This is a genomic window from Aeromonas australiensis, from assembly GCF_000819725.1.
Lineage (GTDB): Bacteria > Pseudomonadota > Gammaproteobacteria > Enterobacterales > Aeromonadaceae > Aeromonas > Aeromonas australiensis.
In genome coordinates this window covers 19399-41455 of sequence record NZ_CDDH01000070.1, presented here as the reverse complement: position 1 = coordinate 41455, position 22057 = coordinate 19399, and the positions used below count along the sequence as shown (strand labels likewise).

Here is a 22057-nt window from a genome sequence, read left to right as displayed (position 1 = left end):
GCAGTGCGGCCTGCTGGCGCAGCTTATGCCTGACAGGCAGCGAGCCGGAGGGCTTCGCGGCGCTCGCTGACATGGGTCAGCCCGAAGGCCAGCAGTACGATAAGGGCACCGATCCAGGGGGTGTGCATCAGGCCGAGGTGCTCAACCACCAAGCCACCGACCACGGAGCCCAGCGCAATGCCAACGTTGAAGGCGGCAATATTAAGGCCCGATGCCACATCCACCGCCTTGGGGGTGTGCAGTTCGGCCTGCTTCACCACCAGTACCTGCAGACCCGGCACGTTGCCGAAGGCAAAGGCGCCCCACACCAGCACGGTGAGCACCGCCAGCACCGGGTGCGGCGCGGTGAAGGTGAGGGCCAGCAGCACCAGCGCCAGACCGGCAAACAGCAGCTTGAGCGCAGGAAGCGGGCCCATCTTGTCGGCCAGCTTGCCACCCCAGATATTGCCGATGGCGACCGATACCCCGTAAACCAGCAGGATCAGGCTCACCGCACCGGCGCTAAAGCCGCTCACCTGCTGCAGGATGGGGGCGAGGAAGGTAAAAGCCGTGAAGGCGCCGCCATAACCGAGGGCGGTTTTGGCGTAGACCAGCAGCAGCGGCTTCTTGGTCAGTACCGAGAGTTGCTCGCGGATGGTCGAGGCCGCCCCCTTGGGCAGATTGCTCGGGATCAGCAGCAGGCTGCCCACCATGGCAACGAGGCCGAGCAGGCTTACTACCAGAAAGGTTTCACGCCAGCCAAAGAGCTGACCAATCCAGGTGCCGAGCGGTACGCCGGTCACCAGCGCCACGGTAAGGCCGCTGAACATGATGGCGATGGCGCTCGCCGCCTTCTCTTTGGCCACCAAGCCGGTGGCGATGGTGCTGCCCACCGAGAAGAAGACTCCGTGCGCCAATCCGGTCAGGATGCGGGCCACGATCAGGCTCTCGTAACCGGGAGCCTGCCAGGCCAGCAGGTTGCCGGCGGTAAAGAGCGCCATCAGCCCCACCAGCAGCCACTTGCGCGGCACCTTGCCGGTGAGCGCCGTGAGCACAGGGGCGCCGATGGCAACCCCAAGGGCATAGAGGCTGACCAACAGGCCCGCCGAGGGAAGCGAAACATTGAGCTGCTGGGCTATGGTGGGGATGAGCCCCACGATCACAAATTCAGTGGTGCCGATCGCAAAGGCACTTAAGGTCAGGGCAAATAACGCCAGTGGCATAACAACTCCTTGAATAGTGACTCCCGACGGGAGAATGGCGCCAGTATGCCGAGACAGTTTGTTGGCAAAAATGATGGTGAAATCAAATTACTTTTGCCAAATCAGCAGCAATGGTGATGAGTAAGAGGGGAATGGGAGAGACAAGAGTGGCCGCAAAGAGGGGACAAGAGAGCAGAGTGCGAAGTGACTGGAGAGCAGAGTAAAAGCGTGCTGAGCGAGTAGGGGACAAGGAGGAAACGGGGGTAATGGAAGGCGACAGGGTTGGCTGAATCTGCTGTGTGTGGGGGAGTGAGCAATGAGTGAGATGCAAGGGCAAAAAAGCGGGAGGCATGATACCTCCCGATTTTGCTGAAAAATGTCGTTGAGCGTTATTTTCTCCCTTCTCCCCTTGTGGGAGAAGGGTTGGGGATGAGGGGGTGGTCGCTTGCCCTCACCCTAACCCTCTCCCGTCGGGAGAGGGGATAGCTAGTGGTTGCAATAGGGTCGTGAGGGTTGGCGGTACCCGCCGTCGAAGCGAGAGAGCCTCTGTATCTTTTTCTGTTTAATCCCAATCCGGCGCAAAGTCAGGGTTGGCGCAGCGCTCGCCCCGATCCAGGGCCGCGATGGCTGCCATCTCTTCGGCAGTGAGCGTGACCTTGAGGGCTGCAAGGTTAGCGGCGAGATTCTCCCGCTTGGTGGAGCTCGGGATCACCGCCATGTCCTGCGCCAGCAGCCAGGCCAGCGACACCTGCGCCGCCGATACCCCGTGGCGCTGGCCAATCTCCATCAGCAGTGGCTCGCTCAGCACCTTGCCATAGGCGAGCGGCATATAGGCGGTGACGGCGATACAGTGGGCTTTGCAGAACTCGACTACCTTGCGGTTTTGCAGCAGCGGATGAACCTCGATCTGCTGGTGGGCGATGGCGCTCGGCCCCAAAATCTCGATAGCCTGTTTGAGCTGAGCCACGGTGAAGTTGGAGACCCCGATCTCCCGGGTCAGGCCTTGTGCTTTGGCCTCGGCCAGCTGCTCCAGATAGACTGCCATCGGCACCTCATCCTTGGGGGAGGGCCAGTGGATCAGCGCCAGATCCAGATAGTCAGTGCCCAGTTTTTCGAGGCTCACCTCCAGGCTCGGGATCACCTTGCCTGGGCCAAACTCGCTGGTCCACACCTTGGTGGTCAGGTAGATCTCGTGGCGAGCAACAGTGCTGCGGGTCAGCACGGTGCCGACCTCGGCTTCATTGTCATAGATCTGGGCGGTATCGATATGGCGATAGCCCAGCTCCAGACCGTTGGTCAGGGTGGCAAGCAGCGGCTCGCCCTTCAGGCGGAAGGTGCCCAGACCCATGGGTGGCATATTGATCATCTCGTTCCTCAATGGGGTGGTGGTTGGCCCTTGATGGGCTGAACAGAAACAGGCTCAGGGGCCAGTCAGGCGCCCAGCGGCTGATAGCGGCGAATGGTGCTGCTGGCAAACCAGGGCTCGGCCTTGGCGACAAATTCGGTAAAGTGGGGCTGACCCTGATGGGCGGTGAGGGCCGCTTCGCTCTCCCACACTTCGTAGAGCATCCAGCTGTTTGGATTGTCCAAGTCCTGATGCAGCTGATAGCGCTGGCAGCCCGCCTCTTGCAAGGTGGCCGCAATCAGCGGCTCAAGGGCGGCGCGAAACTGGGCGGCGAATTCGGGTTTGGCTTCAAGCTGGGCAATCACAATAACGGGTGATGACATCTGAACCTCTTTGGCAAAAACGAAGGGTCAGTATGCCTGCCGTGACTTGCTGGAAACAGGGCGCTGGTCGCAAAACAGTATTGAGGGGAGAGCCGCAATCCTGTAGCCAGAAATACATGGCGCAAGTGCCATGGCAGCATGAAGTCAAAGAGAAGAAGGGCGGACATTCCGCCCTGTATCATCAGGCGTGGGAAGGTTCTGACCAGACTGCAAACTCATTACCGCTGGGCTCAACGAAGTGGAAACGGCGGCCACCGGGGAAGTCGAATAGTGGGCGACTGATTGTGCCACCGTGTTGGCTCACCTTGGCTTGAGTTGCTTCAATATCCGCGCTGTAGAAGACCAGCAGGGCGCCGCCCTGAGCTGTCTGATTGCACTGATCCGCCCGATAGAATCCGCCATCCAGCCCCTCATCGGCAAAGGCGCTGTAGTCGGGGCCGTAATCAACAAACTGCCAGCCAAATACAGCCTGAAAGAATGCCTTGGTCGCGGCGAGATCCCTGGCCGCAAACTCCACATAGTTCAGTTTTTCATGAGCTTTCATAAAGTTATGCTCCCTGCAGATGTATTGGGCATGATGGCAGAGATAGCTGCGCTAACCTACTGGCACCTCTTACGTTTTTTCTGGTCTGCTTCTCAAGAGAGCGCTGCCACGATATGGGGCTTGAGCAACAAGGCTGCGGATGTGCTGAAGGGAATAAAAAAAATAAGTGGAACCGGGTCCTTGCTGCGTTGGAAGGTTCGCCAACTGCAGTTGTGGTGGCGAATTATACGGTAGCCGAGCAGTAGACTATGGATGAAAACAGTCAGAGTAAAAATGACGATAGATTCCAGCAATTGAAGAGTCCATTCAGGTAAAAGGTGGGTTGTACAGGTATGGATGCGTTATGTCTAGATCCGTATGGGGATTCATTTTCGCTCAGCTTGTTCTTGTAACCGTTGGTGTGGTTTTTGTTCCAGTTGTTCCCACGGGGTCAGTTTAAGCTGCTTGCGCCGCAGCCAGAGCCAAGATGCCATGGACAGGCCGAACAATCCTGTAAATAACGCGACTTGGCGCAGGGCAAATAGCGGATCCATAGCCATGGGTTGCCAGCTAAAAAACCACATCATCGGACCCCATACCAGACCAACGCCTACCCCGAATACCAGAAAGTTGGTTAGCCAGCCCTCATAGTGAGGCGGTTTGACGGGATAACCGAACCTGCGCAGCAGCCTGCACAGCGGGGGATTGTAGTTGGCATGCCATACACCCTTGCTTGCCAGCTCCTGATGGGCGGCGGCCAGCTTTTCTTCAAATGTCATGGTATTGATCCTTGTGAAATGAGTGGTGCCATACGGTGCTTTTCTGGCTGCATTGTACTGACAAATCGCGGGTATGATGTGGGCTCGCGGTCACGTTCTTTCTCTGTAGAAAAAAAGAACTGACCTCACCGCACGCTTGCCAATCCACAGCAGCTACGCCTATAAAGGCCCATAATTCTTGTCCGGATAACAGCAATGAAGACCCATTCTGATGAGCTGACCCTGTTTGTGGCGGTGGTGGAGGCGGGCAGTTTTCGCCAGGCGGCGGAGAACCTCGGCATGGATAACTCGGTGGTGAGCCGAGGCATCAAGCGGTTGGAGGAGAAGCTCTCAACCGTTTTGCTCAATCGCACCACCCGCCGGGTCAGTCTGACCGAGGAGGGGAGCTGGTTCTATCAGCGGGCGGTGAAGATCCTGACCGAGATGAGCGAGGCGGAGGGGCATCTGCTGATGCGCCGGGAACAACCCGAAGGGGTGTTGAGAGTCGATGCCGCCACCCCCTTTATTCTGCACCGGTTGGTGCCGATCATCGGCGAGTTTCGCCGCCGCTACCCCGCCATCGAGCTGCAGCTGCACAGCTCGGAGGGTTTTATCAATCTGATGGAGCGGCGGGTGGACATGGCCATCCGCATCGGCGAGCTGACCGACTCCTCCCTGCGTGCGCTGCCGCTGGGCCGTTCGCGGCTGCGGCTGCTGGCTTCTCCAGCCTATTTGAGCGAGCGCGGCACCCCGCGCCAACCGGCAGATCTGCTGAGCGGTCACGAGCTGCTGGGATTTTTGCATCCCGATCACCTCAACCACTGGCCGCTGCTCAGTGCCGAGCAGGGGGATCGCTTTGCCATCACCCCCAGTCTGCGTGCCAGCAGCGGTGAAACTTTGCGTCAGCTGGCGCTGGCGGGGCAGGGGATTGTCTGTCTGTCGGATTTTATGACCGGGCCGGATCGGGCTAGCGGAGCCCTGGTGGAGGTGCTGGCCCGCAGCAACAGCAGCGCCTCGCGCCCCATCAATGCGGTCTTCTACTCCGATGCCCAGCGGGATATCCGGCTGAGGGTCTGGCTCGATTTTCTTAAAGAGCAGCTGGGCAGTCATACCCTGTAGTGCCGCTTGGTTTGTACGGTTTGTGTGGGGAGTCGCTGCAGTTTGCTGATTGAAAAACAAGCCGCTCATTCGTGCGGCCAATCAGCATTAGCCAGGCGGTGGATAAACAGACGGCCGACTTGAGGGTCGACCGCCGGTTCGGGAAGGTGTGTGAGCTGAAGCGCAGTTAGCGGGGCAGTTTGCCCCATACCCGGCTGAGCAGGGCGCCACCGAGCACCGGCGCAATGGCCAGCAGCAGGGTCCACTGCCAGGAGAGGCCGCCGACGGTGGCGGCCAGTACGATGCAGGTGAGCACCACTAGCTGGGCCACCATCATCAGGAAGATGCCTTCGCGGGGGGTCAGCCTCTCTTTTTGAGTGGCGGCGTGGGCTACAGGCGCTTGAGTGGTGGTCGGTTTCATGGCGATATCCCTCTGTTGAGTCTGATATCACTAAGCAATAGCCATTCCACATTTTTTCACCTTAATTATCAATGTCTTGCAATCCTACTCGTCATTCCCGTTTCGCGAGTGCAGGCAAAATGGTTTGCAAAATGAAAACGCCACCCCGCGGTGGCGTCTTGGTTATTGAGAGGGAGAAAGGGAAGTGCCGGGCCTAGCCAATCCGGTATTGGCGGATCTGCTCGTCTATGGCCTTGGCCAGTTCGAACAGTTCGCGGCTGGCGGCATTGCTCTCCTGCGCGTGTTCCCGCTGGTGTTCGGCCACCATGGCCAGCTCGTCGAGCGCCGTTCTGGCTTGCCCCATCTGCTGATCCTGCGCTTGCGCCAGCGCGCTGATCTCGTTGATCTCGAGGGCAGTCTGGTTGATCTGGCTGGTGGCATCAACCAGCACCTCTCTGGCCTGATTCATCCGGTTGTATCCCTCTTCGCTCAGGGTGCGGGAGTCCGCCATCGAACTGCTGGCCTGGCGGGTTCCCTCCTGCAGGCGCAAGATAAGATCCTGCACATCCTTGGTGGCGGTCTGGGTGCGCACCGCCAGCTGGCGTACCTCGTCGGCCACCACCGCAAAGCCCCGTCCCATATCCCCTGCCCGGGCGGCTTCGATGGCGGCATTGAGAGCCAGCAGGTTGGTCTGATTCGAGACATCGCGGATAAGGTTCATGATCTGGGTGATGTTGTTGCTGCCTTTCACCACCTCATCGAGCAGGACTGATGTGCTGCCGATACTGCTGCGCAAGCTGTCGAGTTGCACGGCGCTCTGGGTCACATCCTGCTCGATATTGAGCATATGGCTGGCGATGCGCCGGGTCACGGCGTTGACCCCCTCAGATCGGCTGGCGATCTGCTCGGCGTTGTCGCCGATGGTGGTGACTACAGTGGTCAGCTCCTGAATGCTCTGGGCCTGCTGGCACGCTTCTCCCGCCAGTGCCTGGGCCTGCTGCATAGATTGGGATGACTGTGCGGAGAGGGCGCTGCCTGACTGCTGAAAGCGGGAGAAGCTCTGGTTCAGGCTCTGGATCAGCTGATTGAAACTCTGGGCCATCATGCCCAGCTCCGACTCATCAGAGAAGTCGAGTCGGGTCGCCAGATCCCGGTCGGCGGTAATGTGGTGCATGCCATCGGCTGCCTGACGGATGGGGCGGCTGATGGAGTGGGCCAGCCAGGCTGATGCCAGCATCGCCAGGGTACCGATGGCGAGCGATACCATGATGATGAGCTGGCGGGACTCCTGCAGTCCCTCTGCCAGTTCGGCGCCATTGATCTCGCCAATCAGCAGTCGGTTGAGAGTGGGGATGTAGCGTACTGCGATCAGATAGGTTTGCCCCTCCAGCGCCAGCGCTTGCACGGCCACCTGATCCCGGGCGTTGGGGCTGAGCTGCTTGACAGTATCGAGGAAGGATTGTTGGTGATGAGCGGCATCTTTTTGCTCCTGCTCGGGGTGGATCTCGATATTGCCTTCCATGTCCGCCAGATAGACCTGACCGCTCTTGCCGATCCGGTAGCTGCTGATGAGCTTGCTCAGGGCGCTCATGTCGATGGAGGTGCCTGCCACCGCAAGGGTCCTGCCCTCGTGGGTGACGGCGGTGTTGATATAGAGAGAGGCGCGCTTGTCAAAGTCCGAGATATCGAGATTCAATTCGTAGGGTTTGCCCCGTTCCAGAAAACCGTAAAACCATGCATCTTTCGGATCGGACTGATCCAGGATTTTCCGGGCGCGGTCCCCCTCGCTGAAGTTGATCAGGGTGTTGCTCTGGCGGGGGGCGATAAAGACGTTGCCGCCGATACGCTGTTGCAGATCCTCAAAGTAGCGCTCCATGGCGGGCCACTCTTGTTCTGGCATGCCGGCGCTCAGCCAGTCGATGACAAAACGGTTGTTGGCCAGCGCCTGTGCCTCGGTCAGGTGCTGGATCAGCTCGGCGGTTAGCTGGTTGGCTATGCGGTCCACACTGCTTGGCAGCTCATATTGCTCCACCCGCTGCTTGGCCTGAGAGTGGGATATCTGTTCGAGGATCAAGGTGATGCAACTGATGGCAATCACCATCAGTATCGCCACGCCAGCGAGGATCCGGGAGCGGATCCCTAGCCCTGACCAGAGTGAGTTAAGTTTAAAACGGTGTATCGCCCTCTCCATATCGCTCTCCTCTATCAATAAAAGGTCGCATCTGCGACCCAGATGATGATTATAGATAGAGAACTCAATTGCGTTGTGACGGATGGTAACAACAGAGGGCGGCAGAAAAACAGGAGTGAGCAATTAGCGGGGAAGGGGGCAGAAAGCGGCAAGGGAAAGCATAAAAAGAGAGGCCGACATTGTGGTCGGCCTCTTTGGTGTTTCTCTCAACAGGATGTCGGGTGTCAGATCAATCCTCTTCAGCCCAACGGCGTGAACGCTCAACCGCTTTCTGCCAGCCGCTGTAACGTTTGGCGCGATCGTCTCGGTCCATCTGCGGGATGAACTCGCGGTCCACGCTGAACTTGTCTTCCAGCTCATCCGAGCTCTTCCAGAAGCCGACTGCCAGACCCGCCAGGAAGGCGGCACCCATGGCGGTGGTCTCGATGCGGGTCGGACGTACCACCGGAGTGTGCATCATGTCAGCCTGGAACTGCATCAGGAAGTCGTTGGCCACCGCGCCGCCGTCTACCTTCAATGCTGCCAGCTTGATGCCGGAGTCCTGCTGCATCGCATCCAGCACATCGCGGCTCTGATAGGCGATGGATTCCAGCGCCGCACGGATGATGTGGTTGCGGTTGGCGCCACGGGTCAGGCCGACCATGGTGCCGCGAGCATACGGATCCCAGTAGGGGGCGCCCAGACCGACGAAGGCCGGTACCAGATAGACGCCGTTGGTATCGCCCACTTTGGAGGCGAAGTAGTCGGTATCGCGGGCGTCGTGAATGATCTTCAGCTCGTCACGCAGCCACTGGATGGTGGCACCGCCCATAAATACCGCACCTTCGAGTGCATAGTTCACCTCCCCTTTCGGGCCGATGGCGACGGTGGTCAGCAGGCCGTTGCTGGAGCGAACCGGCTCGGTGCCGGTGTTCATCAGCATGAAGCAGCCAGTACCGTAGGTGTTCTTGGCCATCCCTTTTTCAAAGCAGAGCTGGCCGAACAGGGCAGATTGCTGGTCACCGGCGATACCGGCAATGGGGATGCGGGTGCCGCCGCCACGGGTGGTGTAGCCATAGACCTCGGAGGAGGGCTTCACTTGTGGCAGCATGGACATGGGGATACCCAGCTCGTCCAGCATGCGTTGATCCCACTTCAGGTCGCGAATGTTGTAGAGCATGGTACGGGAGGCGTTGGTCGGGTCAGTGACGTGCACTTCGCCATTGGTCATCTTCCACACCAGCCAGGTGTCGATGGTACCGAACAGCAGCTCGCCGTTCATCGCCTTCTCGCGGGCACCTTCCACGTTGTCGAGGATCCACTTTACCTTGGTACCGGAGAAGTAGGCATCCAGCACCAGACCGGTGTTTTCGCGAACGTACTCTTCCAGGCCGCGGGCTTTCAGCTCTTCGCAGATGGCGGCGGTGCGACGGCACTGCCAGACGATGGCGTTGTAGATGGGCTTGCCGGTGGCCTTTTCCCACACCACTGTGGTTTCACGCTGGTTGGTGATACCGATGGCGGCGATCTCTTCGCTGCGCAGGCCGGTCTTGGCCAGCACTTCGGTAAAGACGGAGGATTGGGTCGCCCAGATCTCCATCGGGTCGTGTTCTACCCAGCCCGCTTTCGGGTAGTGCTGGGTGAATTCGCGCTGGGAGGTACCGACAATATTGGCATCCTGATCAAACACGATGGCACGGGAAGAGGTGGTTCCCTGGTCCAGAGCGACGACATATTTCTTTTCAGCAGACATGATGTTCTCCACGTTTCTATTTTCCACGTTTTTATACGTTGGAGGGGGCCGCTCTTATGCGGCAGCCTCTTCTTTGGCGGTTTGGGGGGCTTGCTCGGCAGCGGCGACACGGTTACCCGGGACACAGGGAGCCAGCACTTTGACATACAGAGCGGTACCAATCTGGGCGCCAACGATGGGGCCAAGGATCGGAACCCAGAAGTAGGGGTTGTCACGACCACCGGTCAGGGCAACATCACCCCAGCCAGCAAAGAACGCGAACAGTTTCGGGCCAAAGTCACGGGCCGGGTTCATGGCAAAGCCGGTTAACGGGCCAAGGGAGGCACCGATCACCGCGATCAGGATACCGATCAGCAGAGCGGCAGCGAAACCTTTGGGGGCGCCGTTGTTATTGTCACCCAGCGCCATGATACCCAGCATCAGGACGGCAGTGATCACCAGCTCGACGGCAAAAGCTTGCATGTTGGTCAGCAGGGCATTGGGGTAAGTGGAGAAGATCCCGGCGGTGCCGAGGCTTTCGACGCTGCCGCGCACCACGTTATTGGTCACTTCCCACTGGGTGAAAAGGTTACCATAAAGGAAGTAGACAAGGGCCGCGAAGCAGAAGGCACCGGCTATCTGGGCGATGATGTAGGGCACCACCTTGCGCTTGTCGAAACCGCAGAAGGTCATCAGTGCCAGGGTCACGGCCGGGTTCAGGTGGGCACCTGAAATGCCGCCGGTCACATAGATGGCGATGGCCACACCCAGACCCCAGGTAATGGAGATTTCCCACTGCCCGAAGTTGGCGCCAGCCAGCACTAGTGCAGCCACACATCCGACGCCGAAAAATATCAGCAGGCCAGTTCCGATAAACTCGGCGATGCACTCGCCAAGCAGGGTATTGGGTCTTTGTATACTCATAGCGTTATTCCTTGGTTATGTGCCCGTAGAGGTTTGATGTTCCGTTTTATCTGTTTGTGTCTATCCGTTGTCGCCGAAAACGTTTTTTTGTTGTTTTTTCGCCTTGCGCAAACGTTATGTTCGTTTGCGCTCGTTATCGGTCGTGACAGAAAATAACCCTTCCCAATCATTTCACCATCCCCCGCCATGGGAAATGTGGACAAGATCCCACTCATTGCTAAGAAAATGTGACGTAAAGCATCTTGATAACCGCCTGATACCACTTAGGAGGTATCCCGCAGCCCTTGCCACACAAGGGCTGGCGCCTGCTGAGTGATTTCTCATTTGAGTCATTTATTTGTAATAAAACTGCAATATTTGAGCATGCATCACAGATTAAATGAGCGCATATGAGCACAATGGGCTCGCTTACGAATCGGTGGACTCACATGGTTCGTTGGATTGGTCAGGGCATCCTCAACCGCCCATAACAACAATAAGGAAGCAGAACATGCTTAGTCTCTTCAGGCCTGCGGCGCACATCGACAGGCTCCCGGCTGACAAGGTCGATCCCTTCTACAAACGCATGCGTTGGCAGGTGTTTTTCGGGATCTTCTTCGGTTACGCCGGCTACTACCTGGTACGGAAAAACTTCAGTCTGGCGATGCCCTATCTGATCGAGCAGGGCTTCTCTCGCGGTGATCTCGGTTTCGCGCTCTCCGGGGTCTCCATCGCTTACGGTTTGTCCAAGTTCCTGATGGGCAACGTTTCTGACCGTTCCAACGCCCGTTACTTCCTCTCCGCCGGTCTGCTGCTCTCGGCTGCCATCATGTTCATGATGGGTACCATGCACTGGGCCACCTCCAGCATCGCCATCATGTTCGTGCTGTTGTTCCTCAACGGTTGGGTTCAGGGCATGGGTTGGCCGCCGTGCGGTCGCACCATGGTGCACTGGTGGTCACAGAAAGAGCGTGGCGAAGTGGTTGCGGTCTGGAACGTGGCCCACAACGTGGGTGGCGGCATGATAGGTCCACTGTTTATCCTCGGGATGGGCTGGTTCAACGACTGGCGCAGTGCCTTCTATGTGCCTGCGGCGGCGGCGGCGGCCATCGCGGTGATCATCTTCTTCGTGATGCGTGATACCCCGCAATCGGTTGGTCTGCCTCCTATCGAGGAGTACAAAAATGACTATCCGAAGGATTACAACGAGAGCCATGAAAAGGAGTTTTCCGCCAAAGAAATCTTCATGAAATATGTGCTGCACAATAAGCTGCTGTGGTACATCGCCATTGCCAACGCCTTCGTTTATCTCATTCGTTACGGTGTGCTGGACTGGGCGCCGACCTACCTGAAAGAGGCCAAGGATTTCAGTGTGGATCACTCCTCCTGGGCCTATTTCCTCTACGAGTGGGCCGGTATTCCGGGTACCCTGCTGTGTGGCTGGATCTCCGACAAGATGTTCAAGGGTCGCCGCGCCCCGGCCGGTATCCTGTTTATGGTACTGGTGACTCTGGCGGTGCTGGTCTACTGGCTCAACCCGGCGGGTAACCCGACCGTTGACATGATGGCACTGGTGGCGATCGGCTTCCTGATCTACGGCCCTGTCATGCTGATTGGCCTTTACGCCCTTGAGCTGGCGCCGAAGAAAGCGGCCGGCACTGCAGCAGGTTTCACCGGTCTGTTCGGTTATCTGGGCGGCGCCGTGGCAGCTAACGCCATGTTGGGCTATACCGTTGACCATTTCGGCTGGGATGGTGGCTTCATGGTGCTGATGGCTTCCTGTGTGCTCTCCATCATCTTGCTGGCGATGACCCTCAAGCATGAGAACATTGCCGTTGCGGCCAAGCAAGCGGCTGCCCATAAGGCATAAAACGTGATCCCTAGCTTATTGATCCCACAGGGGATCAGGTAAACTGCCAAAAGGCCCCGCATCTGCCGGGGCCTTTTTTTGTCTCATCATCGGAGTGCAAGCGTGAAGCAAACCCAACGACATCTGGAGATCCTGGACGTCCTGACGCGGCAGGGATTTGTCTCGACCGACGATCTGGTGACCCACTTTGACGTCAGCCCCCAGACCATTCGCCGGGATCTGAACGATCTCGCCGAACAGAACAAGATCCGGCGCCATCATGGCGGTGCCTCCCTGCATTCGAGTACCGTCAATACCGCCTACAGCGCCCGTAAAGTGATGCAACTCAAGGAGAAAGAGCGCATCGCCCGCGAGGTCGCGGCCAATATTCCCGACGGCTCATCGCTCTTTATCGACATAGGGACCACCACCGAAGCCATTGCCCGTGCCCTGCTCGATCACCGGGAGCTGCGCATCGTCACCAACAACCTCAACGTGGCCAGCATTTTGACGGCCAAGGATGATTTCACCGTCATCATCGCCGGTGGCGAGATCCGCAACCGCGATGGCGGCATCGTGGGGGAGGCGACCCGCGACTTTATCGGTCAGTTTCGCATGGACTATGGCGTCATCGGGATTTCGGGGATCGACAGTGACGGCTCCCTGCTCGATTTCGACTATCACGAGGTGAAGATCGCCCAGGCCATCATCGCCCACTCCCGTCAGGTGTTCCTGGCCGCCGATCACACCAAGTTCGGTCGCAATGCCATGGTCAATCTGGGCAATCTTAGCCAGATCCACGCCCTCTTTACCGATCAGGAGCCACCGGAAAAGCTGACGCGATTGATGGCGCAACACCAGATCGCCTGCCACATCTGCTAACGGCGAAACACGCCAAGGCTGTGCCGGTCGCCCGTCAGGGCGGCCTCCTTTCTTTTTTTTTTCTCCCATCCCTGCACCCATCTCCCCCCTTTATGGGTATTGCCAAAACCACTATTCAATCTGGTTTTTTTGGCTATTAACCCGCCGATGTTGGCCCGACGACATTTGCTCCGCTGACCAGTTCCCTTTGCCACCTCTGGCGGGCTGTGGCGATCACACTTTCATCATAAAATGTTCGTTTGTTGTATTTTCATGTTCTAAAATGAGCGAAATCAAACATTGCTGTTATAGCAATCATAAAAATGAAAGTAGGTGAACATGAGCGAACATTATGATCTGGTCGTCGTCGGTGGCGGCATCAACGGGGTCGGCATCGCAGCCGATGCGGCAGGGCGGGGCCTGAAGGTCGCCCTGTTTGAGGCGCAAGATCTCGCCTCTGCCACCTCTTCCAACTCCAGCAAGCTGATCCACGGCGGCTTGCGCTATCTCGAACATTACGAATTCCGATTGGTGAAAGAGGCGCTGGCGGAGCGGGAGGTGCTGCTCGGTATGGCGCCTCACATCGCCCGTCCCATGCGTTTTCGCCTGCCACACCGTCCCCACCTGCGTCCTGCCTGGATGATCCGCGCCGGCCTCTTCCTCTATGACAACCTGGCAAAGCGCGACAAACTCAAGGGCAGCTGTGGCGTGCGCTTCCTGCCGCAAGATGGCTTGACCGCGGGGATCAGCAAGGGGTTCGAGTATTCGGATGCCTGGGTCGATGATGCCCGGTTGGTGGTGCTCAATGCCATGATGGCGCGGGACAAGGGGGCCGATGTGCAGACCCGCACCCGTTGCGTCAAGGCGGTGCGTGGATCCAAACACTGGACGCTCACTCTGGAGCGGGAAGGGGGCGAGCAGTTCAGCGTCAGCTGCCGTGGTCTGGTCAATGCGGCGGGCCCCTGGGTCAAGACCTTCTATGACGAGAGCCTGCACGAGAAATCCCCCCGTGGTATTCGCCTTATTAAAGGCAGCCACATGATAGTGCCGCGCATCCATGAGCGCGAAGAGGCTTATATCCTGCAAAACGAGGACAACCGTATCGTCTTCGTCATCCCTTATCAGCAGGACTACTCCCTCATCGGCACCACCGATGTGGAGCACCACGGCAGCCCGCGGGAAGCGAAGATCAGCGAGGCCGAGATCAATTACCTGTGCAAGGTGGTCAATGCCCACTTCACCCGCCAGATTGCCCCCAAAGAGGTGATCTGGACCTATGCCGGGGTGCGCCCGCTCTGTGACGACGAGTCAGATTCACCGCAGGCGGTGACCCGCGACTACACCCTCGAACTCTCTGGCGAATCGGACGGTGCGCCGCTGCTCTCGGTATTTGGCGGCAAGCTCACCACCTATCGCAAGCTGGCGCAGGCCGCCTGCAACAAGCTCAAACCCTGGTTCAGCCAGATGGGGGATGACTGGACGGCCGCCAGCCGTCTGCCCGGCGGTGAGTTTGACTGCTCGATACGCGAGTTGGCCCGCGCTTTTGCGCTGGAGTTTGACTGGCTCGACGATCGCAACGCCCTGCGTATTGCCGAAGCTTATGGCGCCCATGCCCGCTTCTGGCTACAAGAGAACCGCGGCATTCACTTCGGTGGCGGCCTCTACGAGTCGGAAGTGCGCTATCTCATCGAGCGGGAGTGGGCCTGTTCACTGGACGATATCCTCTGGCGCCGCAGCAAGCTGGGGCTGCGCCTGAACGAGTCAGAGCAGCAGATGTTGCAGATCTGGCTCGACCAACACCATCAGGCTCTGCGCAAGGCGAGCTGATGAGTGACGGTGGGCAGTGCGCTACTGCCCACCGCTTGCCACCGTAAATATGAAACAAATCTCTGATAGAACAATTACCTACACACAATAATAAAGAGCATCACATATGAAAAAACTCGCCGTTTCCCTCATCGCCTTGAGCCTTGGGGCATCCCTCTCATTCCCCCTGTTTGCTGCCGATGAAGGCAAGGTGGTAATTGCCCACCGTGGTGCCTCCGGCTACCTGCCGGAGCATACCCTGGCATCCAAGGCGCTGGCCTATGGTATGGGGGCCGACTATCTGGAGCAGGATCTGGTGATGACCAAGGATGACCAACTGGTGGTGATGCACGATCACTTCCTCGATGGCATCACCGATGTGGCGGCGCGCTTCCCCGGCCGTGCCCGTCCGGACGGCCGTTACTATGTGGTGGATTTCACCCTGGACGAGGTGCGTTCCCTGCGCATGACCGAGCCGTTCCAGCTGGTGGATGGCAAGCAGGTGCCGGTCTATCCGGCCCGTTTCCCGCTCTGGCAGTCAGACTTCAAGATCCACACCTTCCAGGAGGAGATCGAGATGATCCAGGGGCTCAACAAGAGCACCGGCAAGAACATCGGGATCTACCCGGAGATCAAGGCCCCCTGGCTGTTCCGTCACGAAGGCAAGGATATCTCCAAGGCGGTGCTGAAGGTGCTCAAGGAGTACGGCTACACCAGCAAGGATGACAAGGTCTATCTGCAGTGCTTCGATGCCAACGAGCTCAAGCGTATCAACAGCGAGCTGATGCCCGCCATGGGCATGGATCTGAAACTGGTGCAACTGATGGCCGAGACCGACTGGAACGAGACCATGGTCTATGACGCCAAGGGCAAGGCGATCCCTTACAGCTATGACTGGATGTTCAAGCCGGGGGCGATGAAAACCATCGCCACCTATGCCGAAGGGATCGGTCCGTGGAAGCCGATGATCGTCACCGAGCCCGGCACCCCGGGCAAGCCTGTGTTCAGCAACATGGTGAAAGAGGCCCACGCGGCGGGGCTGAAAGTGCATCCCTATACCTTCCGTCAGGATGAGGGGCAGATCCCGGCCTATGCCAAGGATTTCACCGATCTCCTTAACATCTTCCTCTATCAGGCTGATGTGGACGGGGTGTTCAGCGACTTCCCCGACAAGGCGGTGGCCGTCATCAAGGCCCATGAAGAGGCGGCCAACTAGTACTTTGGTGCCATTTGAATGCAATGCGAGGCCAATTGGCCTCGTTTTTTGTTTGAGGTTCCTGCAACGGGCATATGCGCCCTGTCAGAAAATAGCCAGATCACGTCATGGTATGCCGGATCTATATCATTTTACGCACTTTTTACATGGCAGATCGCTGGCATGAAATCGGCAGAGCGGTTAGTCTAGCGGCGTTGAACCAACCCCATGAGGTACAGATGAAAACCGTATTGCGTTTTAGCCTGCTGGGCGCCTTGTTGCTGGGTGGCCATGCCTTCGCCGCCGAGCCTAAAAAATTTGATATCAGCATGTTCCCAGCCGCTGACGTGAATCAGGAACGTGTGGTGATCCGCCTGCCTGAAGTCGAGAAAGAAGCCGACATGATGGTCGAGCTGCAGGTCGGCAAAAAGATGATGGTTGATTGCAACGTACCGCGTTTTGCAGGCAACCTGGAACAGCACAGCGTCAAAGGCTGGGGCTACAACTACCTGAAACTGGGCAAAGTCTCCGACCCCATCAGCACCCTGATGATGTGCCCGGATAACCAGCAGAAAGAGACCTTCGTCCAGATCTACGGTCAGGGCTTCTTCGTGAACTACAACTCAAAACTGCCGTTCGTGATCTACGTACCGCAGGAGTATGAAGTGCGCTACCGTCTGTGGCGTGCCGACAACCTGGCCCAACCGGCCATGATTGAGTAAGCATGTTTGAACCAAGGGTTCAGCTGGTTCACCTGATGTGATAAATAAAGCGCCGTATGGCGCTTTATTTTTGCCTGCACAGTCCAAAAAGTGACGTGAAAATTGGCTGCACGTTTACATAAGTTTATTATTTATCAACGTTTTTTGTGTGTTATGCCACAAAATCGGCGTCAGCGATGGGGCAAACTTAGTTCGATAAAAGATATTTATTAACATAGTGAGAAAATTGATTTTGCACTCGGCGATGGCCTGATGATACTTGCCCGCAAAGGTCAAACTAACCAGAAAAAAGAGCACTATGAGCTTCGAATCAGACAAGCGTTTCAACGACTTCAAACATTTTCCCCGTGGCCTGCGTCGCAGTGGTGAATTCACTGTGGCCGAAGCGGACAGTCTGGAAAAGTATGGTACTGCCATGTTGGCACTTTATCAGGGGACTCAGGCACCCCGTGACGATGTGGAGTCCGCCTTCGTCGAGCAGATCAAGTCCGGTGCGGCCGGTGCCAACCCTCACGCCAAGGTGTGGTTCAAGTATCTCAAGGTGATTGGGCCCAAGCGTGTTCATCGCCTCTGCACCATCGTTGGTGGTGCCAGCGAAGAGAGTAGCGGTGGCGGTGCCAGCTTTGACGTTGGTGGTGGCAGCGGTGGTGGCAGTGACGAGTCCATCGATTAATGGATACCGAGCTGCTTCGGACTTTTATCGAGGTGAGCAAGACCCGGCATTTTGGCCGGGCTGCTGAAAATCTCTACCTGACCCAGTCGGCGGTGAGTTTCCGGATCCGCCAGCTCGAGCAGCAACTGGGTGTCAGTCTGTTTGCCCGTCATCGCAACAACATCCGTCTGACTGCCTCCGGTGAGCGTCTGCTGCCCTATGCAGACGCCATCTTGCATACCCTTGGTCGAGCCAAGCAGGATGTAGCGCTCTCACCGGGATTCAGCCAGCAGTTGGCCATCGGTGCGCCAGCGGTGTTCTGGGAGCTCGATTTCAACGACTGGCTCAACCATATCTATGCACTGGCGCCCGGTTTGGCGGTACGGCTGGAAACGGCCTCCCGCGAGCACCTCTGCCGCCAGTTGCTGGAGCGTTCCCTCGACCTGGCGTTGCTTTCCGAGCCCACCAAGATCGACGAGATCGCCCTGCATCCTATCGGTGAGCTGGTGTTCGAGCTGGTGAGCCGGGATCCGGTGGCCAATGCCGATAACCTGATGCAGATGCCGCATATCCACCTCGACTGGGGCACCAGCTTCGAGCCGCAGCCCAGCCGCTTGCAGAGCTTGCAAAAGACCCCGGTGCTGCACTCCAGCTCCGCCAGCATGGCATTGCAGTTTGTGCTGGCCAACGGTGGTGCCGCCTATCTGCCACGGCGGATGGTCAGCCCTTTCCTCGAGAAGGGGGCGCTCCATCTGGTGGAGGGGGGCCAGCCACTGAGCCGTCCGCTCTATCTCGCCTATCTGGAGAAATCAGATCGCCGGGAGCTGATCGATCAGCTGCTGACCTTGCCACTGGGGTGGCACGACGCTGAGCTGTGCCTCAATATCGAATAAACGTCGCGTGTTATCCAAGGCAGAGCCCACCCCATGGTGGGCTCTGCTGTTTGGGGAGAATTGCAGGGAGCAAGGTCACGTAATTGGCGCGGCAGGCTTGGCGTCATCGCTCGGTAACGGTACCTTTCCAGGCTGTTTATCCGATGGAACGTACATAGGGATGGGTTGCCATTGATCGACTTTAGTCACCCCGAATGGCGGGCGCTGGCGCAGCAGTTGCTGAGTCATTCGCCCGTGGTGATCCGTGGCCGCCAGTGGCAGCCGCTGGTGGGCTTGCTCAGGGATAATCAATTACTGCTGGCCCATGGCAACCACTGCTATGAGCTGACACCGGCCGGACGGCGCTATCTCACCCGCGAGCTGATGCTGGCCGAGATCGCCACCGCTCCCCCCGAGCCCGAGGAGTGGTTGCATGCTCAGGGCTGGCAATTGGGAGAGCTGGTCAACGAGCGGGTGCTGGCGGCGCTCTATCATAAGTCAGAAGTGAACTTCACCCCCAACGAGCAGATCGATTTCGAGGATAAGGGCATTCGGCTCTGTGCCGATCAGCTGTTGCGCTTGCGCGCCGCCCAGCCGTTCAGCCTCTTTTTCAGCGGCGGCACCCTGATCGACGCGGCCCCCTGGCTGCAGGCGCTGGGAGAGATAGCCCTACCCGAGCGCACCCTGGCGGGGCTTGGCAAGATCCTGTGGGGGCAGGGGAGTATCGAGCGGGTGATCACCACCGACAGCGTTGGTGCCTTTGCCGAGTTACCTCTTGAGCCCGGCATCTTGCTGGTATGGGCTCCACCATCGGCTCCTCTGGCCTTGCAGCAGGTGGTGGCGGCGCTGCCACCCAATGTGCTGTGGAGTCATCTCACCGCCCTCGACCCTGCCGGGGTGGATCGGCTGCAGGCGCTGGCCCAGCGGCTAGGTCGTCCGGCCAGCTGGTGGTTGCCCCGTGATCTGGCCCCCATCCTCAGCGCGTATGCCCAGCCTTTGACTGAGGCTCGGCACTGGGAGCCGAGCCGGATCCCCAAGTCATTGTTAGCAGTTTGTAGCGGTTTGGTTGAGTCCAATGGTGGCTTGTCGGCCGAGGTGTGCGCGCTGGCACCAGCGTGGCATGCCGTTGGTTGAAATTGGCCTGAAAGCGAGCCAAAAAGCGGTTTTCCCCCATTGAACACGGTGATATAAAGAGGTGACGAAGCGCTCGCCAGATGAGCGCTTTTGTTTATCAAGCCGCTTTGCCACCCAACGAACTCAACGGAATACAGGGAATACCATGTTTGAAAAGGTTGTTGCCGCCCCAGCGGATCCGATCCTGGGCCTGACCGAAGCCTTCCGTGCTGACTCTCGCAGCCACAAAATCAATCTGGGCGTAGGGATCTACAAGGATGAGTCCGGTGCCACCCCCATTCTTCACTGTGTCAAGAAAGCCGAGCAGAAGCTGCTGACCGACGAGAAGACCAAGAACTACCTCGGTATTGAAGGCAATATCGAATATGGCCGCATCGTGCAGCAACTGCTGTTCGGGCAGCATTCCGCGCTGGTTGCCAGCGGCCGCGCCAAGACTGCGCAAGCGCCGGGCGGCACCGGTGCCCTGCGTATCGCGGCTGAATTCGTGGTGCGCAACGGTCTGGCCAAGACCATCTGGATCTCCGACCCCACCTGGGCCAACCATGTCAGCGTATTCCAGGCCGCGGGCCTGACCGTCAAGTGGTACAAGTACTACGATGCGGCGACCAAAGGTCTCGATTTTGCCGCCATGCAAACGTCTCTGGCTGAGGCGCAAGCGGGCGATCTGGTACTGTTGCACGGCTGCTGCCACAACCCGACCGGTATCGACCCCACTAGCGATCAGTGGCGAGCGCTGGCCAAGCAGAGTGCTGCCGCCGGCTGGTTGCCGCTGTTTGACTTCGCCTATCAGGGTTTTGCCCGTGGTATTGAAGAGGATGCCGAAGGCCTGCGCATCTTCGCCGAGTGCCATGACGAGCTGCTGGTGGCGAGCTCTTTCTCCAAGAACTTCGGCCTCTACAACGAGCGGGTCGGCGCCTTCACCCTGGTCAGCGCGACCAAGGAGATCGCCGATGTGGCCTTCACCCAGGTCAAGACCGTGATCCGTGCCAACTACTCCAATCCGCCATCACATGGTGCTGCTGTGGTCACCGCTGTGGTGAGCGATCCGGCTCTCTATGCCGAGTGGGTCGAAGAAGTGGCCGCCATGCGGGTGCGGATCCGCGAGATGCGCGAGCTGCTGGTCGAGAAGCTGGCTGCCCTCGGCGTGAGTCAGGACTTCAGCTTTATCCGCGAGCAGAACGGCATGTTCTCCTTCTCCGGCCTCTCCAAGGATCAGGTTGAGCTGCTCAAGAGTGAATTTGCCATCTATATCGTTGGCTCCGGCCGGATCAGCGTGGCCGGAATTACCCGCGCCAACATTGATCCCCTGTGCGAGGCCATCGCCAAGGTGTTGTAATCCCATCGCTTGTGCACTGGCACTATGCGGCCCAATGGGATGAAAAAGCCCGTCACCAAGGTGGCGGGCTTTTTTGATCGCCAACAGCAGATCGCCAGACAATGGTAAGGCCACTCAGGGGGTGCGGACACCTTGCCACAGTTTGCGCAGCTGCAGCAGCAATGCAGTCAGGAGACCGCCGCTCAGGGCGGTCAACACTGCCAGCAGCAGGCTGCCGAGCAGGAACGGAGGCACCAGGGTCGCCGCTTCCTGCTCCAGCCAGTGGAGGGTCCAGCTGAGCTGGAAAGGCTCCGGCGTCTGGTGCAGTACCAGACACCCGGTGCGATAGGCGTAGAGATACATGAACGGCAAAGTCAGCGGATTGTTGAACCAGACCGCCAGCAGCGCCAGCGGCAGATTGAGGCTGAATGCCAGTGCCAGACCGACTGCGATCAGCGAGTGCATCGGGATGGGGAACCAGCAGGCGAAGATCCCGGCGGCTACGGCGCCGCTCAGGGCGCGGGTGCCCCCTTGCCAGAGGGCTGGGGCCAGCAGGCGCTCACCAAACAGGGCGAACCACTTCTGTTGGCGCAGGCTGTCGGGATCGAGTTTGCAGCGGGCAAGCCAGCGACTCATCATGGCCGGTTTATCTTGCGTTTTTGCCACTGGCGCACAGTGCTAAGACGCCAGACGGAGCGGATCATGGCATAGCCGAGCAGGGAGCTAAGCATGGCCATGACCAGAGACCCCAGTAGCAGAGGGGGAGCTATGGTTTCGAAGACTGAAGCGAGCCAATGCCAGCTAAATTCGATGTCAATTTGTTCGGAAGTGTGCCCCAGTAGCATACAGCCCAGTAGATAGGCACCGTAAAAAAGCGCAGGCATGGTGAGCGGGTTGGAGATCCAGACCAGCGCCACCGAGAGGGGCAGATTGACCCGACACAGGATGGCGCCACCGGCGGCCAGTACCATCTGGAAAGGGACCGGGATCCAGGCCATAAAGAGGCCCACTGCAAATGCCCCGGCGGCTGAGCGGCGGTTGAGGTGCCAGAGGTTGGCATCGAGTAGCAGTTTGCCGAACAGCCGCAAGTGCTTGTGTTCTTTCAAAGTTTGCTGATCTGGCATCCAGCGTTGTATGAGTCGTTTGGGCATATTGAAA

The 22057-nt window shown here is 58.4% G+C and carries 21 protein-coding genes; 10 read left to right on the top strand and 11 right to left on the bottom strand.

The window, feature by feature from the left end; translation table 11 throughout:
- Window positions 1-23 precede the first annotated feature (23 nt).
- The 5 genes from BN1117_RS12235 to BN1117_RS12210 all read right to left on the bottom strand — a co-directional run bounded on the left by BN1117_RS12235 (window position 24) and on the right by BN1117_RS12210 (window position 4211).
- A complete protein-coding gene (locus tag BN1117_RS12235; RefSeq protein WP_040097732.1) occupies window positions 24-1202 on the bottom strand; it encodes an MFS transporter in 1179 nt (392 codons plus the stop codon).
- A 541-nt stretch (window positions 1203-1743) separates the two neighbouring features.
- A complete protein-coding gene (gene dkgB, locus BN1117_RS12230; RefSeq protein ID WP_040097730.1) occupies window positions 1744-2547 on the bottom strand; it encodes a 2,5-didehydrogluconate reductase DkgB in 804 nt (267 codons plus the stop codon).
- A 65-nt stretch (window positions 2548-2612) separates the two neighbouring features.
- Complete coding sequence (locus BN1117_RS12225) at window positions 2613-2909, bottom strand: putative quinol monooxygenase (RefSeq protein WP_040097728.1); 297 nt, start codon at window positions 2907-2909, stop codon at window positions 2613-2615.
- A gap of 181 nt (window positions 2910-3090) precedes the next feature.
- Complete coding sequence (locus BN1117_RS12220; RefSeq protein ID WP_040097726.1) at window positions 3091-3453, bottom strand: VOC family protein; 363 nt, start codon at window positions 3451-3453, stop codon at window positions 3091-3093.
- A gap of 365 nt (window positions 3454-3818) precedes the next feature.
- On the bottom strand, window positions 3819-4211 hold the full coding sequence (locus tag BN1117_RS12210; RefSeq protein WP_040097722.1) for a DUF6404 family protein: 393 nt from the start codon (window positions 4209-4211) through the stop codon (window positions 3819-3821).
- Window positions 4212-4406: 195 nt separating this feature from the next.
- Between BN1117_RS12210 and BN1117_RS12205 the strand changes: the two genes are divergently transcribed.
- A complete protein-coding gene (locus tag BN1117_RS12205) occupies window positions 4407-5309 on the top strand; it encodes a LysR substrate-binding domain-containing protein (protein ID WP_040097720.1) in 903 nt (300 codons plus the stop codon).
- A 166-nt stretch (window positions 5310-5475) separates the two neighbouring features.
- On the opposite strand, the gene BN1117_RS12200 is transcribed toward BN1117_RS12205, so the two are convergent.
- From BN1117_RS12200 to BN1117_RS12185, 4 genes are all read right to left on the bottom strand, one after another.
- Window positions 5476-5709, bottom strand: a complete 234-nt coding sequence (locus BN1117_RS12200) for a hypothetical protein (protein ID WP_040097718.1) — start codon at window positions 5707-5709, stop codon at window positions 5476-5478.
- A gap of 193 nt (window positions 5710-5902) precedes the next feature.
- Window positions 5903-7879 carry a methyl-accepting chemotaxis protein gene (locus BN1117_RS12195; protein WP_040097716.1) on the bottom strand — a complete coding sequence of 659 codons (1977 nt, stop codon included), beginning with the start codon at window positions 7877-7879 and terminating at the stop codon, window positions 5903-5905.
- Window positions 7880-8108: 229 nt separating this feature from the next.
- The gene (gene glpK, locus BN1117_RS12190) at window positions 8109-9611 is read right to left on the bottom strand and encodes a glycerol kinase GlpK (RefSeq protein ID WP_040097714.1); all 1503 of its coding nucleotides are present in this window, start codon (window positions 9609-9611) and stop codon (window positions 8109-8111) included.
- 54 nt (window positions 9612-9665) lie between these two features.
- Entirely contained in the window at window positions 9666-10514 is an 849-nt protein-coding gene (locus tag BN1117_RS12185) for an MIP/aquaporin family protein (RefSeq protein WP_040097712.1), read from the bottom strand.
- Window positions 10515-11004: 490 nt separating this feature from the next.
- Between BN1117_RS12185 and glpT the strand changes: the two genes are divergently transcribed.
- The 9 genes from glpT to BN1117_RS12140 all read left to right on the top strand — a co-directional run bounded on the left by glpT (window position 11005) and on the right by BN1117_RS12140 (window position 20920).
- Complete coding sequence (glpT, locus tag BN1117_RS12180; protein ID WP_040097710.1) at window positions 11005-12363, top strand: glycerol-3-phosphate transporter; 1359 nt, start codon at window positions 11005-11007, stop codon at window positions 12361-12363.
- A 102-nt stretch (window positions 12364-12465) separates the two neighbouring features.
- Window positions 12466-13224 (top strand): DeoR/GlpR family transcriptional regulator, encoded by a 759-nt coding sequence (locus tag BN1117_RS12175; RefSeq protein ID WP_040097708.1) that lies wholly within the window; start codon window positions 12466-12468, stop codon window positions 13222-13224.
- Between the two features lie 318 nt (window positions 13225-13542).
- Complete coding sequence (glpD, locus tag BN1117_RS12170) at window positions 13543-15030, top strand: glycerol-3-phosphate dehydrogenase (RefSeq protein ID WP_040097706.1); 1488 nt, start codon at window positions 13543-13545, stop codon at window positions 15028-15030.
- A 106-nt stretch (window positions 15031-15136) separates the two neighbouring features.
- Window positions 15137-16225 (top strand): glycerophosphodiester phosphodiesterase, encoded by a 1089-nt coding sequence (gene glpQ, locus BN1117_RS12165; RefSeq protein WP_040097705.1) that lies wholly within the window; start codon window positions 15137-15139, stop codon window positions 16223-16225.
- Window positions 16226-16443: 218 nt separating this feature from the next.
- Window positions 16444-16926 carry a serine protease inhibitor ecotin gene (gene eco / locus BN1117_RS12160; protein ID WP_005337529.1) on the top strand — a complete coding sequence of 161 codons (483 nt, stop codon included), beginning with the start codon at window positions 16444-16446 and terminating at the stop codon, window positions 16924-16926.
- A 298-nt stretch (window positions 16927-17224) separates the two neighbouring features.
- Window positions 17225-17599 (top strand): MaoP family protein, encoded by a 375-nt coding sequence (locus tag BN1117_RS12155; RefSeq protein WP_040097703.1) that lies wholly within the window; start codon window positions 17225-17227, stop codon window positions 17597-17599.
- A complete protein-coding gene (hdfR, locus tag BN1117_RS12150; protein ID WP_040097702.1) occupies window positions 17599-18471 on the top strand; it encodes an HTH-type transcriptional regulator HdfR in 873 nt (290 codons plus the stop codon). Before BN1117_RS12155 ends, hdfR begins: the two co-directional genes overlap by 1 nt.
- A 171-nt stretch (window positions 18472-18642) precedes the next feature.
- Window positions 18643-19584, top strand: a complete 942-nt coding sequence (locus BN1117_RS12145; protein WP_040097700.1) for a hypothetical protein — start codon at window positions 18643-18645, stop codon at window positions 19582-19584.
- 145 nt (window positions 19585-19729) lie between these two features.
- Window positions 19730-20920 (top strand): amino acid aminotransferase, encoded by a 1191-nt coding sequence (locus BN1117_RS12140; protein WP_040097698.1) that lies wholly within the window; start codon window positions 19730-19732, stop codon window positions 20918-20920.
- A gap of 114 nt (window positions 20921-21034) precedes the next feature.
- On the opposite strand, the gene BN1117_RS12135 is transcribed toward BN1117_RS12140, so the two are convergent.
- A complete protein-coding gene (locus BN1117_RS12135; protein WP_040097696.1) occupies window positions 21035-21538 on the bottom strand; it encodes a DUF2062 domain-containing protein in 504 nt (167 codons plus the stop codon).
- Complete coding sequence (locus tag BN1117_RS12130) at window positions 21535-22050, bottom strand: DUF2062 domain-containing protein (RefSeq protein ID WP_040097695.1); 516 nt, start codon at window positions 22048-22050, stop codon at window positions 21535-21537. Before BN1117_RS12130 ends, BN1117_RS12135 begins: the two co-directional genes overlap by 4 nt.
- Between the last annotated feature and the right edge of the window lie 7 nt (window positions 22051-22057).

Excerpts from the sequence above, each read along its gene's own strand:
- BN1117_RS12235 (WP_040097732.1), bottom strand. The coding sequence starts at position 1,202 with ATGCCACTGGCGTTATTTGCCCTGACCTTAAGTGCCTTTGCGATCGGC.
- dkgB (WP_040097730.1), bottom strand. The coding sequence starts at position 2,547 with ATGATCAATATGCCACCCATGGGTCTGGGCACCTTCCGCCTGAAGGGC.
- BN1117_RS12225 (WP_040097728.1), bottom strand. The coding sequence starts at position 2,909 with ATGTCATCACCCGTTATTGTGATTGCCCAGCTTGAAGCCAAACCCGAA.
- BN1117_RS12220 (WP_040097726.1), bottom strand. The coding sequence starts at position 3,453 with ATGAAAGCTCATGAAAAACTGAACTATGTGGAGTTTGCGGCCAGGGAT.
- BN1117_RS12210 (WP_040097722.1), bottom strand. The coding sequence starts at position 4,211 with ATGACATTTGAAGAAAAGCTGGCCGCCGCCCATCAGGAGCTGGCAAGC.
- BN1117_RS12205 (WP_040097720.1), top strand. The coding sequence starts at position 4,407 with ATGAAGACCCATTCTGATGAGCTGACCCTGTTTGTGGCGGTGGTGGAG.
- BN1117_RS12200 (WP_040097718.1), bottom strand. The coding sequence starts at position 5,709 with ATGAAACCGACCACCACTCAAGCGCCTGTAGCCCACGCCGCCACTCAA.
- BN1117_RS12195 (WP_040097716.1), bottom strand. The coding sequence starts at position 7,879 with ATGGAGAGGGCGATACACCGTTTTAAACTTAACTCACTCTGGTCAGGG.
- glpK (WP_040097714.1), bottom strand. The coding sequence starts at position 9,611 with ATGTCTGCTGAAAAGAAATATGTCGTCGCTCTGGACCAGGGAACCACC.
- BN1117_RS12185 (WP_040097712.1), bottom strand. The coding sequence starts at position 10,514 with ATGAGTATACAAAGACCCAATACCCTGCTTGGCGAGTGCATCGCCGAG.
- glpT (WP_040097710.1), top strand. The coding sequence starts at position 11,005 with ATGCTTAGTCTCTTCAGGCCTGCGGCGCACATCGACAGGCTCCCGGCT.
- glpD (WP_040097706.1), top strand. The coding sequence starts at position 13,543 with ATGAGCGAACATTATGATCTGGTCGTCGTCGGTGGCGGCATCAACGGG.
- glpQ (WP_040097705.1), top strand. The coding sequence starts at position 15,137 with ATGAAAAAACTCGCCGTTTCCCTCATCGCCTTGAGCCTTGGGGCATCC.
- eco (WP_005337529.1), top strand. The coding sequence starts at position 16,444 with ATGAAAACCGTATTGCGTTTTAGCCTGCTGGGCGCCTTGTTGCTGGGT.
- BN1117_RS12155 (WP_040097703.1), top strand. The coding sequence starts at position 17,225 with ATGAGCTTCGAATCAGACAAGCGTTTCAACGACTTCAAACATTTTCCC.
- hdfR (WP_040097702.1), top strand. The coding sequence starts at position 17,599 with ATGGATACCGAGCTGCTTCGGACTTTTATCGAGGTGAGCAAGACCCGG.
- BN1117_RS12140 (WP_040097698.1), top strand. The coding sequence starts at position 19,730 with ATGTTTGAAAAGGTTGTTGCCGCCCCAGCGGATCCGATCCTGGGCCTG.
- BN1117_RS12135 (WP_040097696.1), bottom strand. The coding sequence starts at position 21,538 with ATGATGAGTCGCTGGCTTGCCCGCTGCAAACTCGATCCCGACAGCCTG.
- BN1117_RS12130 (WP_040097695.1), bottom strand. The coding sequence starts at position 22,050 with ATGCCCAAACGACTCATACAACGCTGGATGCCAGATCAGCAAACTTTG.